The organism is Oceanobacillus sp. FSL W7-1281, assembly GCF_037969835.1.
GTDB lineage: Bacteria > Bacillota > Bacilli > Bacillales > Amphibacillaceae > Oceanobacillus > Oceanobacillus oncorhynchi.
The window spans coordinates 2,077,936-2,095,140 of sequence record NZ_CP150214.1 but is presented as its reverse complement, the minus strand read 5'-3'; the positions used below and the strand labels follow the sequence as shown (position 1 = coordinate 2,095,140).

General features: G+C 41.1%; 16 protein-coding genes, 1 other RNA gene and 1 riboswitch. Of the genes, 4 read left to right on the top strand and 13 right to left on the bottom strand.

Going from position 1 to position 17,205, the window contains the following annotated elements:
- Positions 1-39: 39 nt before the first annotated feature.
- The 9 genes from MKX55_RS10485 to MKX55_RS10445 all read right to left on the bottom strand — a co-directional run bounded on the left by MKX55_RS10485 (position 40) and on the right by MKX55_RS10445 (position 6,857).
- On the bottom strand, positions 40-600 hold the full coding sequence (locus tag MKX55_RS10485; RefSeq protein WP_339238010.1) for a maltose acetyltransferase domain-containing protein: 561 nt from the start codon (positions 598-600) through the stop codon (positions 40-42).
- Positions 600-998, bottom strand: a complete 399-nt coding sequence (locus tag MKX55_RS10480) for a hypothetical protein (RefSeq protein WP_339184726.1) — start codon at positions 996-998, stop codon at positions 600-602. The genes MKX55_RS10485 and MKX55_RS10480 overlap by 1 nt, the downstream gene beginning before the upstream one ends.
- Positions 999-1,241: 243 nt before the next feature.
- Positions 1,242-2,546 (bottom strand): nucleobase:cation symporter-2 family protein, encoded by a 1,305-nt coding sequence (locus MKX55_RS10475; protein WP_339184723.1) that lies wholly within the window; start codon positions 2,544-2,546, stop codon positions 1,242-1,244.
- A complete protein-coding gene (locus MKX55_RS10470; RefSeq protein ID WP_339184721.1) occupies positions 2,543-3,130 on the bottom strand; it encodes a xanthine phosphoribosyltransferase in 588 nt (195 codons plus the stop codon). Before MKX55_RS10470 ends, MKX55_RS10475 begins: the two co-directional genes overlap by 4 nt.
- A gap of 114 nt (positions 3,131-3,244) precedes the next feature.
- A riboswitch (purine riboswitch) is annotated at positions 3,245-3,346 on the bottom strand.
- Between the two features lie 108 nt (positions 3,347-3,454).
- Positions 3,455-3,829: a VOC family protein gene (locus MKX55_RS10465; RefSeq protein ID WP_339238008.1), complete on the bottom strand. Its 375-nt coding sequence runs from the start codon at positions 3,827-3,829 to the stop codon at positions 3,455-3,457.
- 179 nt (positions 3,830-4,008) lie between these two features.
- The gene (locus MKX55_RS10460; RefSeq protein WP_339238006.1) at positions 4,009-4,758 is read right to left on the bottom strand and encodes a glucose 1-dehydrogenase; all 750 of its coding nucleotides are present in this window, start codon (positions 4,756-4,758) and stop codon (positions 4,009-4,011) included.
- A 199-nt stretch (positions 4,759-4,957) separates the two neighbouring features.
- A non-coding RNA gene (gene ssrS / locus MKX55_RS10455) (6S RNA) lies at positions 4,958-5,145 on the bottom strand.
- A gap of 134 nt (positions 5,146-5,279) precedes the next feature.
- On the bottom strand, positions 5,280-5,894 hold the full coding sequence (locus MKX55_RS10450) for a 3'-5' exonuclease (RefSeq protein ID WP_339238004.1): 615 nt from the start codon (positions 5,892-5,894) through the stop codon (positions 5,280-5,282).
- Between the two features lie 6 nt (positions 5,895-5,900).
- Complete coding sequence (locus MKX55_RS10445) at positions 5,901-6,857, bottom strand: MBL fold metallo-hydrolase (RefSeq protein ID WP_339238002.1); 957 nt, start codon at positions 6,855-6,857, stop codon at positions 5,901-5,903.
- 160 nt (positions 6,858-7,017) lie between these two features.
- On the opposite strand from MKX55_RS10445, the gene MKX55_RS10440 reads away from it, so the two are divergent.
- Complete coding sequence (locus MKX55_RS10440) at positions 7,018-7,224, top strand: hypothetical protein (RefSeq protein WP_339184712.1); 207 nt, start codon at positions 7,018-7,020, stop codon at positions 7,222-7,224.
- A gap of 99 nt (positions 7,225-7,323) precedes the next feature.
- On the opposite strand, the gene MKX55_RS10435 is transcribed toward MKX55_RS10440, so the two are convergent.
- Together MKX55_RS10435 and proB are read right to left on the bottom strand one after the other, a co-directional pair.
- A complete protein-coding gene (locus tag MKX55_RS10435; protein WP_339238001.1) occupies positions 7,324-8,571 on the bottom strand; it encodes a glutamate-5-semialdehyde dehydrogenase in 1,248 nt (415 codons plus the stop codon).
- Positions 8,568-9,686 carry a glutamate 5-kinase gene (gene proB / locus MKX55_RS10430; protein WP_339184710.1) on the bottom strand — a complete coding sequence of 373 codons (1,119 nt, stop codon included), beginning with the start codon at positions 9,684-9,686 and terminating at the stop codon, positions 8,568-8,570. The genes MKX55_RS10435 and proB overlap by 4 nt, the downstream gene beginning before the upstream one ends.
- A 502-nt stretch (positions 9,687-10,188) precedes the next feature.
- Between proB and MKX55_RS10425 the strand changes: the two genes are divergently transcribed.
- Genes MKX55_RS10425 through MKX55_RS10415 form a run of 3 tightly spaced genes read left to right on the top strand, consistent with a single transcriptional unit; the run spans position 10,189 to position 13,367 of the window.
- Positions 10,189-10,953: an NRDE family protein gene (locus MKX55_RS10425; protein WP_339238000.1), complete on the top strand. Its 765-nt coding sequence runs from the start codon at positions 10,189-10,191 to the stop codon at positions 10,951-10,953.
- 60 nt (positions 10,954-11,013) lie between these two features.
- A complete protein-coding gene (locus tag MKX55_RS10420; protein ID WP_339237998.1) occupies positions 11,014-12,357 on the top strand; it encodes a cytochrome ubiquinol oxidase subunit I in 1,344 nt (447 codons plus the stop codon).
- Positions 12,354-13,367, top strand: a complete 1,014-nt coding sequence (locus MKX55_RS10415) for a cytochrome d ubiquinol oxidase subunit II (RefSeq protein ID WP_339237996.1) — start codon at positions 12,354-12,356, stop codon at positions 13,365-13,367. Before MKX55_RS10420 ends, MKX55_RS10415 begins: the two co-directional genes overlap by 4 nt.
- A gap of 213 nt (positions 13,368-13,580) precedes the next feature.
- On the opposite strand, the gene cydC is transcribed toward MKX55_RS10415, so the two are convergent.
- Together cydC and cydD are read right to left on the bottom strand one after the other, a co-directional pair.
- The gene (cydC, locus tag MKX55_RS10410) at positions 13,581-15,296 is read right to left on the bottom strand and encodes a thiol reductant ABC exporter subunit CydC (RefSeq protein ID WP_339237995.1); all 1,716 of its coding nucleotides are present in this window, start codon (positions 15,294-15,296) and stop codon (positions 13,581-13,583) included.
- Positions 15,293-17,017, bottom strand: coding sequence for a thiol reductant ABC exporter subunit CydD (gene cydD, locus MKX55_RS10405; protein ID WP_339237993.1), 1,725 nt, complete (start codon positions 17,015-17,017; stop codon positions 15,293-15,295). Before cydD ends, cydC begins: the two co-directional genes overlap by 4 nt.
- Positions 17,018-17,205: the final 188 nt, after the last annotated feature.

Genomic DNA, 17,205 nt, shown 5'->3' with positions numbered 1-17,205 from the left:
TGAATCCTGTTTTAAAGAGATTGTTTAATAAACACATCTTTACAATTCTACACTTTTAATAAACTTAGCCGGATTTCCTCCGTAAACAACGTTTGCAGGAACATCCTTAGTCACGACAGAACCGGAAGCAATCACTGCATTATCACCAATCGTTACACCAGGGTTAATTATTGCCCCGCCGCCAATCCATACATTATCACCTATGGTTACTGCCTTACCAAATTCTTTTCCGGAATTACGCTCCACCGGATTGATCGGATGCGTTGCAGTATAAATATGTACACCTGGAGCCAGCATGCAATTGTCGCCGATTCGAATCGGGCAAACATCTAACATAACACAGTTAAAGTTTGCATAAAAGTTTTCCCCGACATGAATGTTATAACCATAATCACAATGAAAATCAGGTTCAATAAACAGGGATCCCCCTGTTGAGCCAAATATTTCTTTCAGACAGCTTGTCCGTCTTACCGTATCATCCTCTGTCAGCCCGTTATAATAACGCATCATCTTTCTGACATGCAGCCGGTCCTTTACTAATTCACTATCTCCCGGATTATATATTTCCCCTGCCTGCATCTTCTCTTTTTCTGTTGTCATTACATCTCCTCTTTCATTTTGTTTTTGTCCTGCTTCTGAATACGGTTTTTAACCCATTGAATGATTCTTTTTACTTTAGGGAACAGAAACTCATATAGCCGTTTAAATTCTGCACCAAATAAGACCCAAAAAAGGATATACAGATGCCCTAATAAGAGAAAGACACCTATACCGCTTCTTCCTCTGGCCTGCTGCCATATATATGCGATTTCATTCATACCCTCTGGACGATTAATACTATATAGAAAGCCCGCAAGCGGTAATAACAGAGATAAAATAATAGCTAGAACGGCCAACACTTCAAATCGTCTTCTCACCCACTGAATAATACCAATTATCAATGCAGCTGATATAACCAGCCCGTAGATAAGGAGTGTGCTGTTTGATAAATCAGTCATCCCTATGACTCCTCCTTCCATTTTTTAAGATTACAGGGAGCGTTGAAATCGTATTTTTACTTTTTTAGCATCCCTTATACGCTTCATATCATGTCCAACATACTTTCTTCCTTAAATTCTCTATACTTTCTTAAAATACATGAAAATATATACTTCGATTTTAGCGTAACCCGGTCTTGAATTCCAGTAATCTTTGAAACAACAATAAAAAACTGCCACCGAAGTGACAGTTTCAATGCTTATTTAAGATACTTCTTCAGCAAGCTCTCTTGTTCCAGTAACCTGCTTTTCTTTTTTACGCCGCGGTGTCATATTGAAAATTATATTTAATACAATCGCTGTAACACTTCCTGCAACAATGCCGTTGCTGGTTAAAATTTGCAGTGAGTTCGGAAGTACATCAAATAATTCCGGTACGACTGTTACACCGAGACCCATTCCAATCGAACAAGCAATAATCATAGAATTCTCCGGCGACTCCGATATTACAGCACCAAGCATTTTTATGCCTTGTGCAACAACCATTCCAAACATCGCTAACATCGCTCCGCCCAGCACAGAGGTCGGAATAATCGTTGTCACGGCAGCAATCTTAGGGACAAATCCTAATACAACCAGCATCACCCCGGTAATCACAATGACACGTCTTTTTTTCACACCTGTCATCTGCATCAAACCGACATTTTGAGAAAAGGCTGTGTACTGAAATGCGTTAAAGATTCCTCCAAGGAAAATCGCTAATCCTTCTGCACGATATCCTCTGGATAAATCTTTTTCATTTAATTTTTTATCCGTAATATCACCTAATGCAAAATAAACACCTGTTGATTCGACCAGTGACACCATCGCAACTAAAATCATTGTAATAATTGCCGACCATTCAAAGGTCGGTGTCCCAAAGTAAAATGGATGAACCATATGGAAATAAGAAGCCTCTGCAACAGCTGAAAAATCAACTCTTCCCATAAATGCAGCTGCAATCGTTCCTGCACCTAAACCAATCAGGATGGAAATGGATTTTAAAAATCCTGTTGTAAACCGGTACATTAAAATAATAAATAATAATGTTCCAAATCCAAGCGCGATATGCGCAGTTGATCCGAAATCTCCTGCTCCTTCTCCGCCGCCCAGATTATTAATGGCTACAGGAATCAAGGTAATTCCGATAATTGTTACAACGGAACCGGTAACGACCGGCGGAAAAAAGCGGACCAGCTTTCCAAAAAATCCGCTCACGACGACTACAAATAACCCGGATACAATAATCGCACCGTATATCGCCGTGATGCCATACTGTCCGCCGATAGCAATCATAGGAGCAACTGCAGTAAAGGTACACCCTAAGACAACCGGAAGTCCGATACCGATAAATTTGCTGTTTAATACTTGCAGCAGTGTCGCCACACCGCACATTAAAATATCAATTGCTACCAAGTACGTTAATTGCTCTGTACTCAGTCCGAGAGCATCCCCGACAATCAGCGGAACTAAAATTGCTCCGGCATACATTGCTAATAGGTGCTGGAAACCTAATGCTGCCATTTTCATTGCCTGAGAGCCTCCTCTTTAAAAGCCACCTGATTATTTTCTAAGGAATCGATAATAGCCAACGATTCTACTTTAATTCCTTTCTCACGGAGCGCCTGTCCGCCTTCTTGAAAGCCTTTTTCAATGACGATACCGATACCGGCAACGTCTGCCTTTGCCTGCTTTGCAATATCTATTAATCCAAGTGCTGCCTGTCCATTAGCCAGGAAATCATCAATAACCAGCAGGTTGTCGCCCTCTTTAATAAAATCATGGGAAACAGAAACCTTGCTTGTCGTCTGTTTTGTAAAAGAATAAACCTCTGCAGTTAAGAGATTATCTGTTAACGTCAACGATTGACGTTTTCTTGCAAAAATAACCGGAACACCAAGCTCCAGCCCTGCCATCGTCGCAGGAGCAATGCCTGAAGATTCCAGCGTAAGAATTTTAGTTATCCTTTTGTCACGGAATCGATTCGCGAATTCCTTCCCGATTTCCTGCATTAATACAGGATCAACTTGATGATTTAAAAAAGCATCTACTTTTAACACGCTATCTGATAATACTTTTCCTTCTGTTACAATTTTTTCTTTTAGTAAATCCATGAATGATTCCTCCTAAAGTATAAAAAAGCCCGAAAATCTACCATGGGAAAAGTAGATTTTCGAGCTTTTTGTCGAATAATCAAGCAAGCGTGCATTGTTTTAAGACATAATACAAGCTTTTTAATACTTTTCCATAGTCAGTTTATTTACGGTAAACCGGTAGAAACTTGCAGGCCGTATCCCCACGATTATATGAAAAATATTCATTTTTGGGTTGAGTTAAAAAATAAAGAATGCCTATAGTATAGCACGTACAATCACAAAAACAAGCATAAGGGAAAAATTAAAATCTTTCTAATAATTCCGATTAAAAAAATGAATTTCTTATTTATTTTCCCACTCCAAGAATTCCAGCCTGTTCCCGAATGGGCCCTTGACATAGAATCTTCGCGCATTCGGAAGTTTACTGTCCCATTTTGTCGAAATACCGGCGTTTTCTAAATAAGTCTGTAATGCGTCGATTCTTGATACACTAAAAGCAGGATGTGCTTTTTTCATAGGGGAAAACGGTTCCTCGATTCCAATATGAAGCGCGATTTCTCCTTCGCTAAACCAGACACCCCCATTTGGCTTTAGCGACTCCGGTTTTTCTTCTTCTGCAAACCCTAAAATATCACGGTAGAACTTTTTCGCTGTTTCCTCCGAACCCTTTGGTGCAGACAGCTGAATATGATCTAATTTTTCTAATTGAAATGTCATTATTACTCTTCCTCCTTTAAATGGAAAGCTTTATATCAAGCATAGCAAGAAGAAGCGAAAAGTAATAATCGTATTTTTGAATCTGTTTGTATTTGTTTTACTTATTGGATGGAAACTGTAAATTTAACCGATATCTGCCAATGAAAAAATCTCCCTGCATCAGGAGACTTTTATTCCAATTATATACTTGTATATCCGCCATCGACCAACAAGCTTGCTCCTGTTATGAAAGAAGCTTCTTCACTTGCTAAAAATAACACTGCATTGGCAACTTCCTCTGGTTTTCCGAGCCTGCCAATAGGATGAAGACGTATTAAATCTTGTTTTGCTTCATCTGGCGCATCTTTGAGTAATGGTGTATCAATATAGCCTGGATTGACATTATTGATTCGAATTCCTTTCGCAGCATATTCTGCTGTAGCTGTCTGGGTTAACAGCTTTACGCCTCCTTTTGCTGCTGCATAAGCGCTGACCCCGGCTTTGCCGACAAAGCCATGGATCGAATCGTTATTTACAATGGCGCCGCCCTTTTCTTGTTTTAACATTTGCTCAATCGCATATTTATTCGTTAGAAATACGCCTGTTAAATTAACGTCGATTACCTTCTGCCAATCCTTTAAAGACAATTCATGCAGGAGCGTGCTGTTCCCGATTCCTGCATTTGCAAAAACGATGTCCAGACGGCCATATGCAGCAACTGTTTCCTGCACTAATTTTTGAACATCCTCTTCATTCGTCACATCCGTTTGGATAAAAGTTGTCTCCAGTCCCTTATGATTGAGTTCATCTGACAGCTGTCTCCCTTTCTCAGACATATCAGAGAGTACCACCTTGGCACCCTGTTCAGCAAATTTTACCGCAGTTGCTTCTCCAATCCCGCTTGCTGCGCCTGTTACAATCGCTACCTTACCATCAAATCGACTTGTCATTTCCAATACATCCTTTCTGTACTTCAGTTCAATTCATTAAATTGTATTGTTTCCAAGTCGGAAAAAGATAACCATTTTTCCAAACTGATGCTAATGACAATGCAAATTTTCTCTTTCACCTTAATGAAAGAGAGCTTATTTAAAATTATAAAAAATCCCGGGAGCGAGGCCGCTGCCGGGATAGGATAATAAATTATGTATACAGGCCACATTTGCCGTACCATGCAATAAAAAGTTTTAAACCACCACTTCGCAAAGTGGGTGTCCGCAGAAACCTTCCTGTCTTCCATTCCTTTATGACGGCTCGACATTTCAATTTCGATGTAAAACTCCCTATTCCAACATTAGAGGTTAAAACTTTTATTGATACGAACAATGTAGCTTGTAGAATTTATCATACGCCTTTTTTCTAAAAAAAGCAATGATAAGGATAGCCTAATTTTTTCTTTTTAAACAGTTAAAAAGTAACCATCGTTTTCTGATTACCTGATATCAATTGCTGTGAAATTAAACTCTATTTTTTATAAAAACAGCTTCGTTGATTCCCGCCCTGTCTTATTTTTAGAGCCTGCTTTGGGATAGCTTCGGCGTTTACTTGCTTTTGACGCCAGCCATCTTTCTAAAAAGTGTTCCGCATCCCCATCCTGCTGAGCTTCCAACGCCTTCATCAAAATGAATGCGGAAGCCTTTGCATCTTCTAGGGCATGGTGATGGATCAATGGAATATCGTGATAATCTGCTACTGTATGCAAGCGGTGATTTTCTAAATGCGGCCATACACGCTGCGAGATTTTCACAGTGCATAAAGAAGCAAAATCAGGATGTCTTAAATCATATTTTAATAGAGATTGACGCAGCACACTCATGTCAAAACTGGCATTATGTGCTACAATGATATGCCCTTCCAGCTTTTCATACAGAGTAGGCCACAGGTCTTCGAAAGTCGGTGCGTCCTGCACATCATCCTCTCTAATGCCGTGAATCCGGATATTCATACTGCGAAAATCGCTAAGCGGGTTTATCAAGGAATAATATTCATCCAAAATCTCCTGCTCATCAAATCGGACGACTCCTATCGAACAGGCACTGTTTCTTTTTTCATTGGCTGTTTCAAAATCAATTGCTGCAAACTTCATCTGTTATCAGCTCCTAATAGCTTGTAAATCTTTGGCCGGGAGTTCGTAATAGTTCTTCCCTTTTTTGGTCTGTACGTTTATTTTCGACTGTTCCTCTAAATAAATCAATCGTGTCAAGGTCGCCATAAATTGACTGGCAAAGGCAAGACTTTTCATCGGACCATACGCTTTTGTTGTTAATTTAAAAGCAGTCATTTCTTCCTCTTCCATCAGCTCTAATAATTGCTGCAGCCGTTTTTCATGACGTTGGAATATATCTGTTATCCGTTCATTTAGGTCTTCAATGATATCCCCATGCCCCGGCAATGCCCGGCGCACCTGATAGCCCTTCAATAGCTCCAGTGCTTCAAAATAAGTTTCCAGCGGATTGTGTTCCTCTCCCATCCATAACCCGATTACCGGGGAAAGATGGTTTAATACATGATCACCAATAATCATGATTTCTGTTTCCGGCTGATAGAAGCAATAATGATCAGGCGCGTGGCCAGGCGTCCATATCGTCTGGTATGACCGGTTTCCAAGTGTTATTTCATCATTATCTTCAAAAAATCCATCCGGCTCAAATTTATAAATATGGGATTCATCTCTTATTTTTAAAGGAATCGGCGGAGCTCCATGTTTTTTGATTAAACGCTTTATTCGATTTTTACGAGCTTTCGCATCTCTTCCCTTATGCATTTCTTCATAACCGCGTTTGGACACATACACAGGAATTTCATAGATTTCTTGAAACCAGCGAGCTAAGCCGATATGATCCTCATGCGTATGTGTCAGCACAAGCTTTTCAATTTTATACTTACTTAGAACACGCTCCCATAAAGCTTTTGTTTCTGGTGCATGGATCCCTGTATCAATCACGGTATAACCATTGTCGCCTTTGATAAGATAACTGTTTACCTCTCCCATAGCCCCTTTAAACCGGACAACAAGACGGTAAATGTCATCTGTTATTTGCTCCAGCATGTCGAACCTCTCTTTTCTGCATCCTTTATATTGTTATTTTATCGCGATTTCCTGCTTTTGCAAACTGAAAGATACTGACTATTGGTAATGACTTGATGTCCAGCCTTTAAAGAATAACCAATTACTGGTAGTCTAAATAAGGTGAAAGGAGCAGATAAAATTGAAAAAAGATACATTGAATATTATCTTTGCAATAATCGTTTGTACAACGATTATTACCGTTGGCAGTATTTTAGCTATTCAAATTAATAACAATCATAAAGCAAACGAGCTGATTATTGAAAAGTGTATGGAGAACTTTCATGAAGAAGAAAGTGTTACATTGGAAAAAGAAGGACTTTGGTCACCAGTGGTCTGTAAAAAATAATGTTGAAATTCAAATATAAGCAGTTCATTTTAGCATATTTAATTTAGTGTTCTTCACAAAAGAAAGGGAGCGAAAACCGCTCCCTTCTACATTTATCTCTTATTCCCGAATTTGCCCTTCACCGGAAACAATAAATTTATTCGATGTTAATGCTTTTAAGCCCATTGGCCCTCTCGCATGCAGTTTTTGTGTGCTGATACCGATTTCTGCACCAAACCCGAATTCAAAGCCATCCGTAAAACGCGTAGAAGCATTATGGTACACTGTTGTTGCATCTACTTTTTGCTTGAAAATTTCAGCGTGAGCTGCCGTTTCTGTAATAATTGCTTCTGAGTGTTTCGTGCCATACGTATTAATATGATCAATTGCTTCATACACATCCGCTACGATTTTCACACTGATTTCTAAACCAAGATACTCCGTTCTCCAGTCTTCCTCTGCCGCCTCTTGTACAAAAGGTATCTTTTCTACAACACGGGCATCGCCATGAACTGTAACGCCTTGTTCAATCAAAGAAGCAATTAACTCATTTCCGTGCTGATCAAACCAATCGGATTGAATAAGGAGGGACTCAATCGCATTACACACAGACGGGCGCTGCAGTTTCGCATTTAAGATAATTTCTTTTGCCATCTCTGGATTTGCAGTTTCATCTACAAAAACATGGCAGTTTCCTGCCCCTGTTTCGATTACTGGAACGCGCGACTCTCTGACAACCGTATCAATCAGATTTTTCCCTCCGCGCGGGATAAGCACATCTAAATATGCATTTAATCGGAATAGTTCATTGGCGGTTTCTCTGCTTGTATCCTCTATTAATTGAATCGCATCAGGAATCACGGCACTGTTTTCCAGCGCTTCATGAATGACCTTGACGATTGCCAGATTAGAATGAATGGCAGATGAGCTGCCCCGTAAGATAATGGCGTTCCCTGTTTTAACAGCAAGTGTTGCTGCATCAACAGTGACATTTGGTCTTGCTTCGTAAATCATGCCGACGACGCCGATTGGGACACGTGTATTAACAATCTTTAAGCCATTATCCTTTTCAATCGTTTCAAGTATTTCACCGATTGGATCAGTTAAATCAATAATTTGCAGAATCGCATCCGCAATGTCAGCAATACGCTGGTGATTTAATTCCACACGGTCAAGCAGTGACGCAGATAAGCCTTTCTCTTTTCCAGCCTGGATATCCAATCGATTGGCTGCAAGAATCGCTTCTTCATTTTCTCTTAATCCATTGGCAATTTTTAATAACGCTTCATTTTTTTCCTTTGTCGTGCATGTTCCAATTTGATAACTGGCTTTTTTAGCAAGCTTTCCTTTTTCGATTACTTCACTCATGATAATTCCCCTTTCATTGTCTCGAATGAGACCCACTTGTCACGGTGGATCACTTCAATTGTCGGTACAGCGTGAATATAATCTGATTCACGCAATTTCATAACGGCTTCTAATTCTTCGGAGGAGCATTTTACCTGTCCTCTCCCTAATAAAGCGGACTTTCCATAAACCTCGACAACGTCCCCTTTTACAAAATAACCCTCTACCGCTGTAATACCCGGGGAAAGCAGGCTGCTGCCGTGATACATTAAGGCTTTTTCTGCCCCTTCATCTATTACTACCCGGCCATCTAAATCCGAATGCAGTGAAATCCATTGTTTATTCGCCGGTAAATGCGCTTTTCTTTCGCTGTCGATATAGGTGCCGTCACCCTTCCCTTCTAAAATAGCTGCCAGCTTCTCTTTTCCGTAACCCCGTCCAATAAATACCGGAATACCGACGGAGGATGCCATTTTCGCAGCCATCAGCTTCGACTTCATACCGCCTGTCCCTACTTTGGAGCCAGTTGCATCTGTCTGCGCAATCAGCTCTGTGCTGAGCTTCATTAAATGGTCGTAGCGTGTTGCGTCCGGGTGTCTAGCGGGATTTTTATCATATATGCCATTGATATCAGTTAAAAGAATTAAATGGTCCGCATGAATTAAACCGCCTACTAATGCAGAAAGCATATCGTTATCTCCAAACGTAAGCTCGTCAATGGCAATCGTATCATTTTCATTGATAACCGGGATAACCCGCCGCTCCAGCAATTCTTCCATTGTCGCATAAGCATTTCGATATCTCCCCTGATCGGAAAAATCACTTCTGGTCAAAAGGATTTGAGCAGCAGTAATATCGTATTCTTTTAGTTTTTCCATATAGGTCTGGATTAGAAGCCCCTGACCTACAGCTGCTGCAGCCTGCTTTCCTTTTTGCGTAACAGGTCTTGAAGAATAGCCCAGCTGCTTAAACCCTGCAGCAATTGCTCCCGAGGAAACCAAAATCACTTCCATATTATTCTGATGAAGCAGCGCGAGGGCATGGACATGATCCTCCAGCTGCTGTTGGTCTATTTCCCCATGCGTATTGGTTAACGAGCTGCTTCCTATTTTAACGACAATACGTTTTGCTGCCATTGTCATTCCACCTCTCACTTTCTAAAAACATTTTAACCAGGAAATAAAAAAACTCCTCCATCCCCTATAAATAGAAGGGACGAAAGAGTTTACTTCCGCGGTACCACCACAACTTAAATACGATTCTTTAACTGCGTCCGCCTTGGACAACCGTATTTCACTTATTCCGGGATAACGTTCGGAAGACGCTTATGTTTTGCATAAGACTGATAAAGGCAGGTTCAGTAAATCAACAATGAGGAATCTCACAGCTTTGGACAGATGCAATTAAAATTTGCTTCCATCCTCTGATTCCATCTCTGTCATTGTGACGGCTTACTTACTAGTCCTTCCATAACGTTCGATGTATTGATATTAATTATTATCAGATTTTTTCTCGTTGTCAATAGAGAAACGCATTTTATTTCAGGGAATGCGATAACATTGATTCTAAAATATCAGAAAAGTATACTGAAGACAAGCTATTCATTCGAGATTGAAAGAAAAAAGGAGGATATATTCCATGTGCTTAATCACCTTTGCCTATCATGCACATCCAAAATATAAATTCATTTTACTCAGTAATCGGGATGAGTTTTATCATAGACCTGCGCTCCCGGCAGCTTTTTGGGATGACAAGCCGGATATTCTGGCTGGCAGAGATTTGCTGCAGCTGGGAACCTGGCTGGCCGTTTCCAAGCAAGGGAAATTTGCAGCGGTGACCAATTATCGGGACCCTTCTCTTCCAGCATCTAAAACATTTTCCCGTGGAGAGCTTCCGGTAGATTTTTTGTTACAGAATTTTGACGGGGAATTGTTTTTAGAGCAGCTTTCAAAAAATCGTCATAACTATGCTGGATATAACATTCTTTTCGGTGACAAGGACACATTGTATCACTATAATAATGTGTATAATCAGGGTTCTAAGATAAAAGCAGGGGTTTATGGATTAAGTAATGATACGCTGAATACACCCTGGCCCAAAGTTGAACATTCTAAAAAGGAACTGACGAATTATATCCAGTCACACTCAGAAATGAAAACAGAAGATTTATTACACAGCTTACAAGACAGAACACAAGCTGACAGCGGACTTCTTCCTCAGACAGGGATTCGTGCAGATTTAGAAAAAGCATTATCTTCCATCTTTATCGAAACACCTGATTATGGCACCAGAGCATCCACTATTGTACTCATCGATCACCATAACAAGTTGACTTTTATTGAAAAAACGTATGATAAGGAGGAAATACTTCAGCAATATGAATTTTTGATTGAATCTGATTAAAACTGCATACACAGGGAATGTTAAAAACTAGAGAAAAAAATACATAGAGGAGGTTGACCCATGACCTTATTTGAAGATCCGGCGTATGCCAGCCGGATGCTGACGCTGTTGACATTATCATTTCATATTATTTATGCCACAATCGGTGTCGGTGTTCCTTTGATGATTATGATTGCCCAGTGGATCGGGATCAAAAATAACGATAATCATTACCTGTTGATGGCCAGACGCTGGGCGAAAGGATTTGTTGTTACCGTTGCTGTCGGAGTAGTAACAGGTACCATTATCGGACTTCAATTATCCCTGCTGTGGCCGAGCTTTATGGAATTAGCAGGAAATATTATCGCGATGCCATTATTTATGGAAGTGTTCGCCTTTTTCTTTGAAGCGATTTTCTTAGGAATTTATTTATATACCTGGGATCGTTTTGATAATCCGAAAAAACACTTGCTTTTATTGATTCCGGTAGCTGTCGGCGGCGGCATGTCAGCTTATTTTATCACTGTGGTGAATTCATTTATGAACAGCCCGGCAGGCTTTGATATCATTGGAGGAGATTTGGTTAATGCGAATCCGGTTCTGGCCATGTTTACTGTGTCCATGCCGACAAAGGTTGCTCATGTGCTGTCTACAGCCTATATGACGATTGCCTTTATGTTCGCTGCGATTGCGGCTTTCCGGCTGCTTCAAAAGAAAAATCAGGAGTATCATAAAAAATCGTTGCATATGGCCATGAAGATTGGTTTGATTTTTGCAATTGCTACAGCTCTAATTGGCGATTTATCTGGTAAATACTTAGCAGAATATCAGCCTGAAAAGCTGGCTGCGGCAGAATGGCATTTTGAGACAAGCACGGAAGCACCATTGGTGATGTGGGGCGTATTAGATGAAAATAATGAAGCCAATTATGCCCTCCATATTCCATATGCCTTGAGTATTCTTGCCCATGGCTTCCCAAGTTCTGAAGTAATCGGTCTGGAGGAGTTTCCGGCGGAAGAACAGCCTCCGCTCGTTATCCATTATTTCTTTGATACGATGGTCACCATCGGAATGTTTATGATTGCCTTATCTCTGCTTTACTGGTTTGGAATGCGGAGAAAATGGGCGTTCGTTGAAAAAACATGGTACCGCTGGCTGATTGTCGCAGGCGGACCGCTCTCCTTCTTAGCCATTGAAGCCGGATGGTGGATGGCGGAAGTCGGGCGCCAGCCATGGATTTTAAGAGGGCTGATGACCATTGAGGAAGCCGCTACAACAAGTGATTATGTCGGCTGGATGTTTGTATTATTTGCCATCCTTTACCTTATTCTGGGTGTCGGAACGGTTGTTGTATTAACGTATATGTTCCGGAAAAACCCGGTCGAAAAGGATTTAGAACGTATGCAAGGTGGTGACGAATCATGATATTAGAAATTATCGGTATTTCCGTTCTCTGGTTATTCTTATTTGGTTATATCATTGTCGGATCCATCGATTACGGTGCTGGATTTTTCAACGCTTACAGCATCGTTACCGGAAAGCAGCATATTCTTTCCAAAATTATTCAGCGTTATCTGTCACCTGTATGGGAAGTTACCAATGTATTCTTTGTCTTCTTCTTTGTCGGAATCGTCGGCTTCTTCCCGCAGTCTGCTTACTATTTCGGAACCATTTTACTGATTCCGGGCAGCTTGGCACTGATTTTACTGGCGATACGGGGTTCTTATTATGCATTTGAATCCTACGGAAAACAGGGGCATAAAGGATATGCCATTATGTACGGGCTGTCCGGGTTGCTTATTCCGGCTTCCCTGTCGATTGTTCTGACCATTTCGGAGGGCGGCTTTGTCTTTATGGAGGATGGAAATCCGGTCTTAGATTACAGCGCCCTGTTTTTCAGCCCGTTAACCTGGTCCATTGTTGTTTTAAGTATTGTGGCTGTGCTATATATATCAGCAGTGTTCTTAACCTGGTATGCAAATGAAACAGGCGATATGGATGCAACAAACTTAATGAGAAAGTACGCATTAGGCTGGTCCATTCCTTTGATTATTGCCGCTTCAGGAATAATTGTCGAGCTTTACTTCCATAACGAAGCTCATTTTGCAAATCTCTTAAGTCTCTGGTGGATGTTTGCCGTTTCCTTTGTGTTATGGATATTGACCGTCATCCTGATTTGGAAGCGCAAAAATTATGGAATAGCATTTTGGCTGCTTACCGGACAATTTGCCTTTGCTTTCTTCGGTTACGGGATAGCCCATTATCCATACCTTTTATACCCTCATATCAGCATTCATGAAGGGTTTACCAATCCGGCAATGGCCATCTCGCTTATCGTTGTCTTTATCTTAGGTATGGCGCTTTTAGTTCCGTCTCTGTATTTATTGTTAAAGCTATTCCTGTTTGATAAAAACTATATTAAAGGAAAGAAGTGATAATATGTTGAACCAATTTCTGATTTTCATCGCTCCTTTCATCGTCCTGATTGCAGCAATTGTTTTAGCATTTGTCGCTGCAGCTAAGGATAGATAATGCACAAATGCCCTCAGCTAACCGATTTTTTAATCGGATTAGCTGAGGGCATTTTTTGTTCCCCTTATAAGCGAAAAATACAAAATATCCTTTTTAGATACGACTGTTTATTGCCGTTACACCAGCTGACTATTTTCCAGCTCCTTCATCGCTTTAAAGTAGCCGTCTTTCTTCCCCATCAGCTCCATATAAGTGCCTTGTTCAACGACTTCTCCGTGGTTCATGACAATAATCTGATCCATCTTTTCCAAGCCTGTTAAACGATGCCTGATGGTTACCACCGTCTGATATTTTGTTGCCTTTTCTATTTCCTCCATTATTTCCTGCTCTGTAATCGAATCTAACGATGATGTCGGCTCATCCAGCAGCCAGACTGAAGCATCCCGTAAAAACAGACGGGCAAGTGCCAGACGCTGCTTTTCTCCGCCAGACAGGTTTGTTCCCTTTTCCAATACTTGGTCCTCTAATGAAAAATGGCTTAATTGAACCTTTTCTAATGCTTCCTGGCAGGCTTCTTCCCCCGCCTCTTTATTCGCAAATCGCAGGTTTTCATAAATACTTCCGTAGAAAAAATGATTATGCTGCAGGGATACATTCATTTGTCTCCATAAACTTTCTGGAGCAATTTTATCAAGCTCTTCCCCATTTACTAAAAGATGACCGGATTGGATGGGAGCAAAGGTGAGCATCGCCTGCATCAACGTCGATTTCCCTGAACCGCTTGGCCCGACAATGGCGATATTTTTTCCCGGTTTTATTTGAAAAGCCGCGAGACGCACAGCCGGCTTATTTTCATTTGGATATTGAATGGAAACATCCTTAAAATCAAATTGAATCGGGACATCTGTTTCAAGTTCATGAACAGCCTCTTCGGCTAGCGCTTCCTTCTCCCAAACCTCGATGAGACGTTTAGAGGAGGCTTTGCTTTCTTCTAAATGCGCAGGAAGCACTGCCATCGATGGCGTATCCTCAAACACCGTAATGGCAATCATAAACAGCATCGCTAACAGTGTTCCGGCAAGGTTTCCCTCTGATACATAAAACCCTGCCTGCACGAGAATAATTACTGCAATGAAAAAAGAAAAGAAGATAACAATGGCTTCCCGGATAGCAAGCTGGCGATTTTCTTTCGCCTTTATTTCTTCGTATTGCTTCATATTATTATCGAGCTGCTGTTTTTTCCTTTCCGCCTGTTGAAAGATTGTCAATTCCCGGAACCCGTACAGATAGTCTGTAAATTCCGAGGACAATGCACCTCTTTTTTCCCGCATCGTTACAGCTGTCTTTTTCTGAAACAGATAAAAGATGGATGGGAAAACAACCAGTACGATAATCACCCCGCCAATCATTGTCATAGCCACCCCTATAGATAAATACATCGTAAAGAAAATCGTAGCTGTAAAAACGGCTGCCAATACCACCGACGGATAAAATACACGTAAAAAGAAATGCTGTAAGCTCTCTACATCACCAACGATCCGTGCCAGAATATCCCCGCTTCTGTATTTTTGCAAAAGTCGGCTTGCCAGCGGCTCTATCTGATCATAAACCTTCAGGCGGATATTTTTCAGAATCGTAAAGGTTCCGCGATGAGAAAAATAGCGTTCCCCGTATCTGCTGACAGCTGAGGTAATCCCCAACAGCTTCACACTCGCTACCAGAATCATCAAGGTATAGATCGGCGGTGCAAAAGCGGCTTGTGAAATCAAATAACCGCTTGCTGCAAATAAGGAGACAGCGGTAATCCCCGCTAAAAATCCAAAGAAGATAGAAATCAGAATATCCTTTTTTTCTTTCAGCATCATTTTTAAGACCAGACTGATATCCTTCATGCTTCCCGCCCTCCTTGCTGTGTATGGATCATTTTTCGATACATTTCATTGTTTTCGTAAAGTTCTTCATGTGTCCCTTCTCCTGCTATTTCTCCCTGATCTAATAAAAATATTTTATCGGCGTTACGGATTGTATGCAGACGGTGAGCAACAGTAATCATCGTTGCTTGATTTTTTAAAGTATCTAACGATTTTTGCAAGATATGCTCGGTCTGAATATCCAGGCCAGTAGTCGGCTCATCAAAGAATAGAATTTGCGGCTTTTTCAAAAGGGTACGGGCAATTGCAATCCGCTGCTTCTCTCCTCCTGATAAGCCTCTGCCTCCCTCTCCGATAATTGTATCTAATCCGTCAGGCAAAGCAGTGATCCACTTCCATATTCCCGCATGCTCTGCAACCTCCTGTATGACTGTATCATGCTGTTCTTCCTGAGAGCCGAGCAATATATTTTCCCGCACGGTTCCAGAAAACACATAAGGCTGCTGCGATAAATAACCAATCCGCCCGAACCAATCTGCTTTTTCTACCTTTTCTTGCGTAATACCGTCAATCAGAAAGCTTCCTTCTTTCGCCGGCAGAAAACCAGCTAATACATGCAGCAAGGTTGACTTACCTGCACCGGTTTTACCAATGATTGCCACCTGCTCATACGGTAAAATCCGCATGGAAGCCGGAGCTAATTGAAAGTTTCCCTCTTCATAATGGAAGGAGACCTGTTCCAGCCTTAATTCGGGTGCTTTATCGGTTTTTAATGAAGCAGCTCCCCAAGGAACTGGAGTCGTTTCTTCATCAAGCACATCCTCCACCCGTGAAGCTGCGCCCATACTTGCGCGTCCGGAATGAAAGGCGGAGCCCAGCTGTTTCAATTGGCTGAACAGCTCCGGCGCAAGAAGTAAAACAAAAAATCCCGTAAAAAAGCTGAGATTTTGAAAAATAATCATCCGGATTGCAATCTCTAAAGCAATCAGACCGATACTCAGCATAGCGATAAATTCCAAGGCTAAGGAGTTTGTAAAGGCAACCTTCAGCACACCCATCGTTGCATCCCGGAAGCTTGTACTGTCCTGATCAATTTTATTTCTCTGCTCTTGAGACCGGCCAAATAATTTCACTGTCGGCAGACCCTGTAATGTATCCAGGAACGTTCCTGAAAAGGCTGCTAATTCAGATAGCTGTTCCTTTGATTTATCCTTTGTTTTTATACCAATAATCATCATAAAAATAGGTATAAAGGGAGCTGAAACAAGAATAATTAGTCCGCTCGTCCAATTCTGAATAAAAATAACTACCCAGACAATCAGAACAATGCCGACAGATTGAATAACCTGTGGAAGGTACTGACTGAAATAGCCATCTATTTCATCGACCGTATCCATAAATAAGCTTGTCTTCCGGCCGGACTGTCCTTTATCTGCATCGATCATAGGCTGGCTGGTAAAATGACGGAGCAGTCTTTTCCGTATCGAAACCTTCGCAGTCTGTGCCATTTTTATGCCAGACCCTTTTATCATAAATTGAAAAACCGTTCGTACCAAAAGCATGCCAATCAATATAAAAACAGCAGGAAGAATAGATGAAAATGCCGCATTATCCAAAAACAGCTTCTGAATAATCGTTACCACAAGATAGCTCTGCCCTACGATGGCCAGTGCCATAAAAAGGGACGCCATCCCCATCCAAATCATCCTGTTCCGAAAAACTTTTGTAAATTCCTTTAACAACGGATCACCACCCTTAAACACAACGTAATCAATTACAATATATCCTCTACTCCATTATACAACAGCACGCTTTCCACCGCTCACCACACAGTGCACTGCTCCATTTAGAAATGAATATTTTATGAACATCCGCTATTTGTAGAGTTTTTTCAGGAAACACATATATTAACCTATATATAACTATTCCA

Excerpts from the sequence above, each read along its gene's own strand:
- MKX55_RS10485 (WP_339238010.1), bottom strand. The coding sequence starts at position 600 with ATGACAACAGAAAAAGAGAAGATGCAGGCAGGGGAAATATATAATCCG.
- MKX55_RS10480 (WP_339184726.1), bottom strand. The coding sequence starts at position 998 with ATGACTGATTTATCAAACAGCACACTCCTTATCTACGGGCTGGTTATA.
- MKX55_RS10475 (WP_339184723.1), bottom strand. The coding sequence starts at position 2,546 with ATGAAAATGGCAGCATTAGGTTTCCAGCACCTATTAGCAATGTATGCC.
- MKX55_RS10470 (WP_339184721.1), bottom strand. The coding sequence starts at position 3,130 with ATGGATTTACTAAAAGAAAAAATTGTAACAGAAGGAAAAGTATTATCA.
- MKX55_RS10465 (WP_339238008.1), bottom strand. The coding sequence starts at position 3,829 with ATGACATTTCAATTAGAAAAATTAGATCATATTCAGCTGTCTGCACCA.
- MKX55_RS10460 (WP_339238006.1), bottom strand. The coding sequence starts at position 4,758 with ATGACAAGTCGATTTGATGGTAAGGTAGCGATTGTAACAGGCGCAGCA.
- MKX55_RS10450 (WP_339238004.1), bottom strand. The coding sequence starts at position 5,894 with ATGAAGTTTGCAGCAATTGATTTTGAAACAGCCAATGAAAAAAGAAAC.
- MKX55_RS10445 (WP_339238002.1), bottom strand. The coding sequence starts at position 6,857 with ATGCTGGAGCAAATAACAGATGACATTTACCGTCTTGTTGTCCGGTTT.
- MKX55_RS10435 (WP_339238001.1), bottom strand. The coding sequence starts at position 8,571 with ATGAGTGAAGTAATCGAAAAAGGAAAGCTTGCTAAAAAAGCCAGTTAT.
- proB (WP_339184710.1), bottom strand. The coding sequence starts at position 9,686 with ATGGCAGCAAAACGTATTGTCGTTAAAATAGGAAGCAGCTCGTTAACC.
- MKX55_RS10425 (WP_339238000.1), top strand. The coding sequence starts at position 10,189 with ATGTGCTTAATCACCTTTGCCTATCATGCACATCCAAAATATAAATTC.
- MKX55_RS10420 (WP_339237998.1), top strand. The coding sequence starts at position 11,014 with ATGACCTTATTTGAAGATCCGGCGTATGCCAGCCGGATGCTGACGCTG.
- MKX55_RS10415 (WP_339237996.1), top strand. The coding sequence starts at position 12,354 with ATGATATTAGAAATTATCGGTATTTCCGTTCTCTGGTTATTCTTATTT.
- cydC (WP_339237995.1), bottom strand. The coding sequence starts at position 15,296 with ATGAAGGATATCAGTCTGGTCTTAAAAATGATGCTGAAAGAAAAAAAG.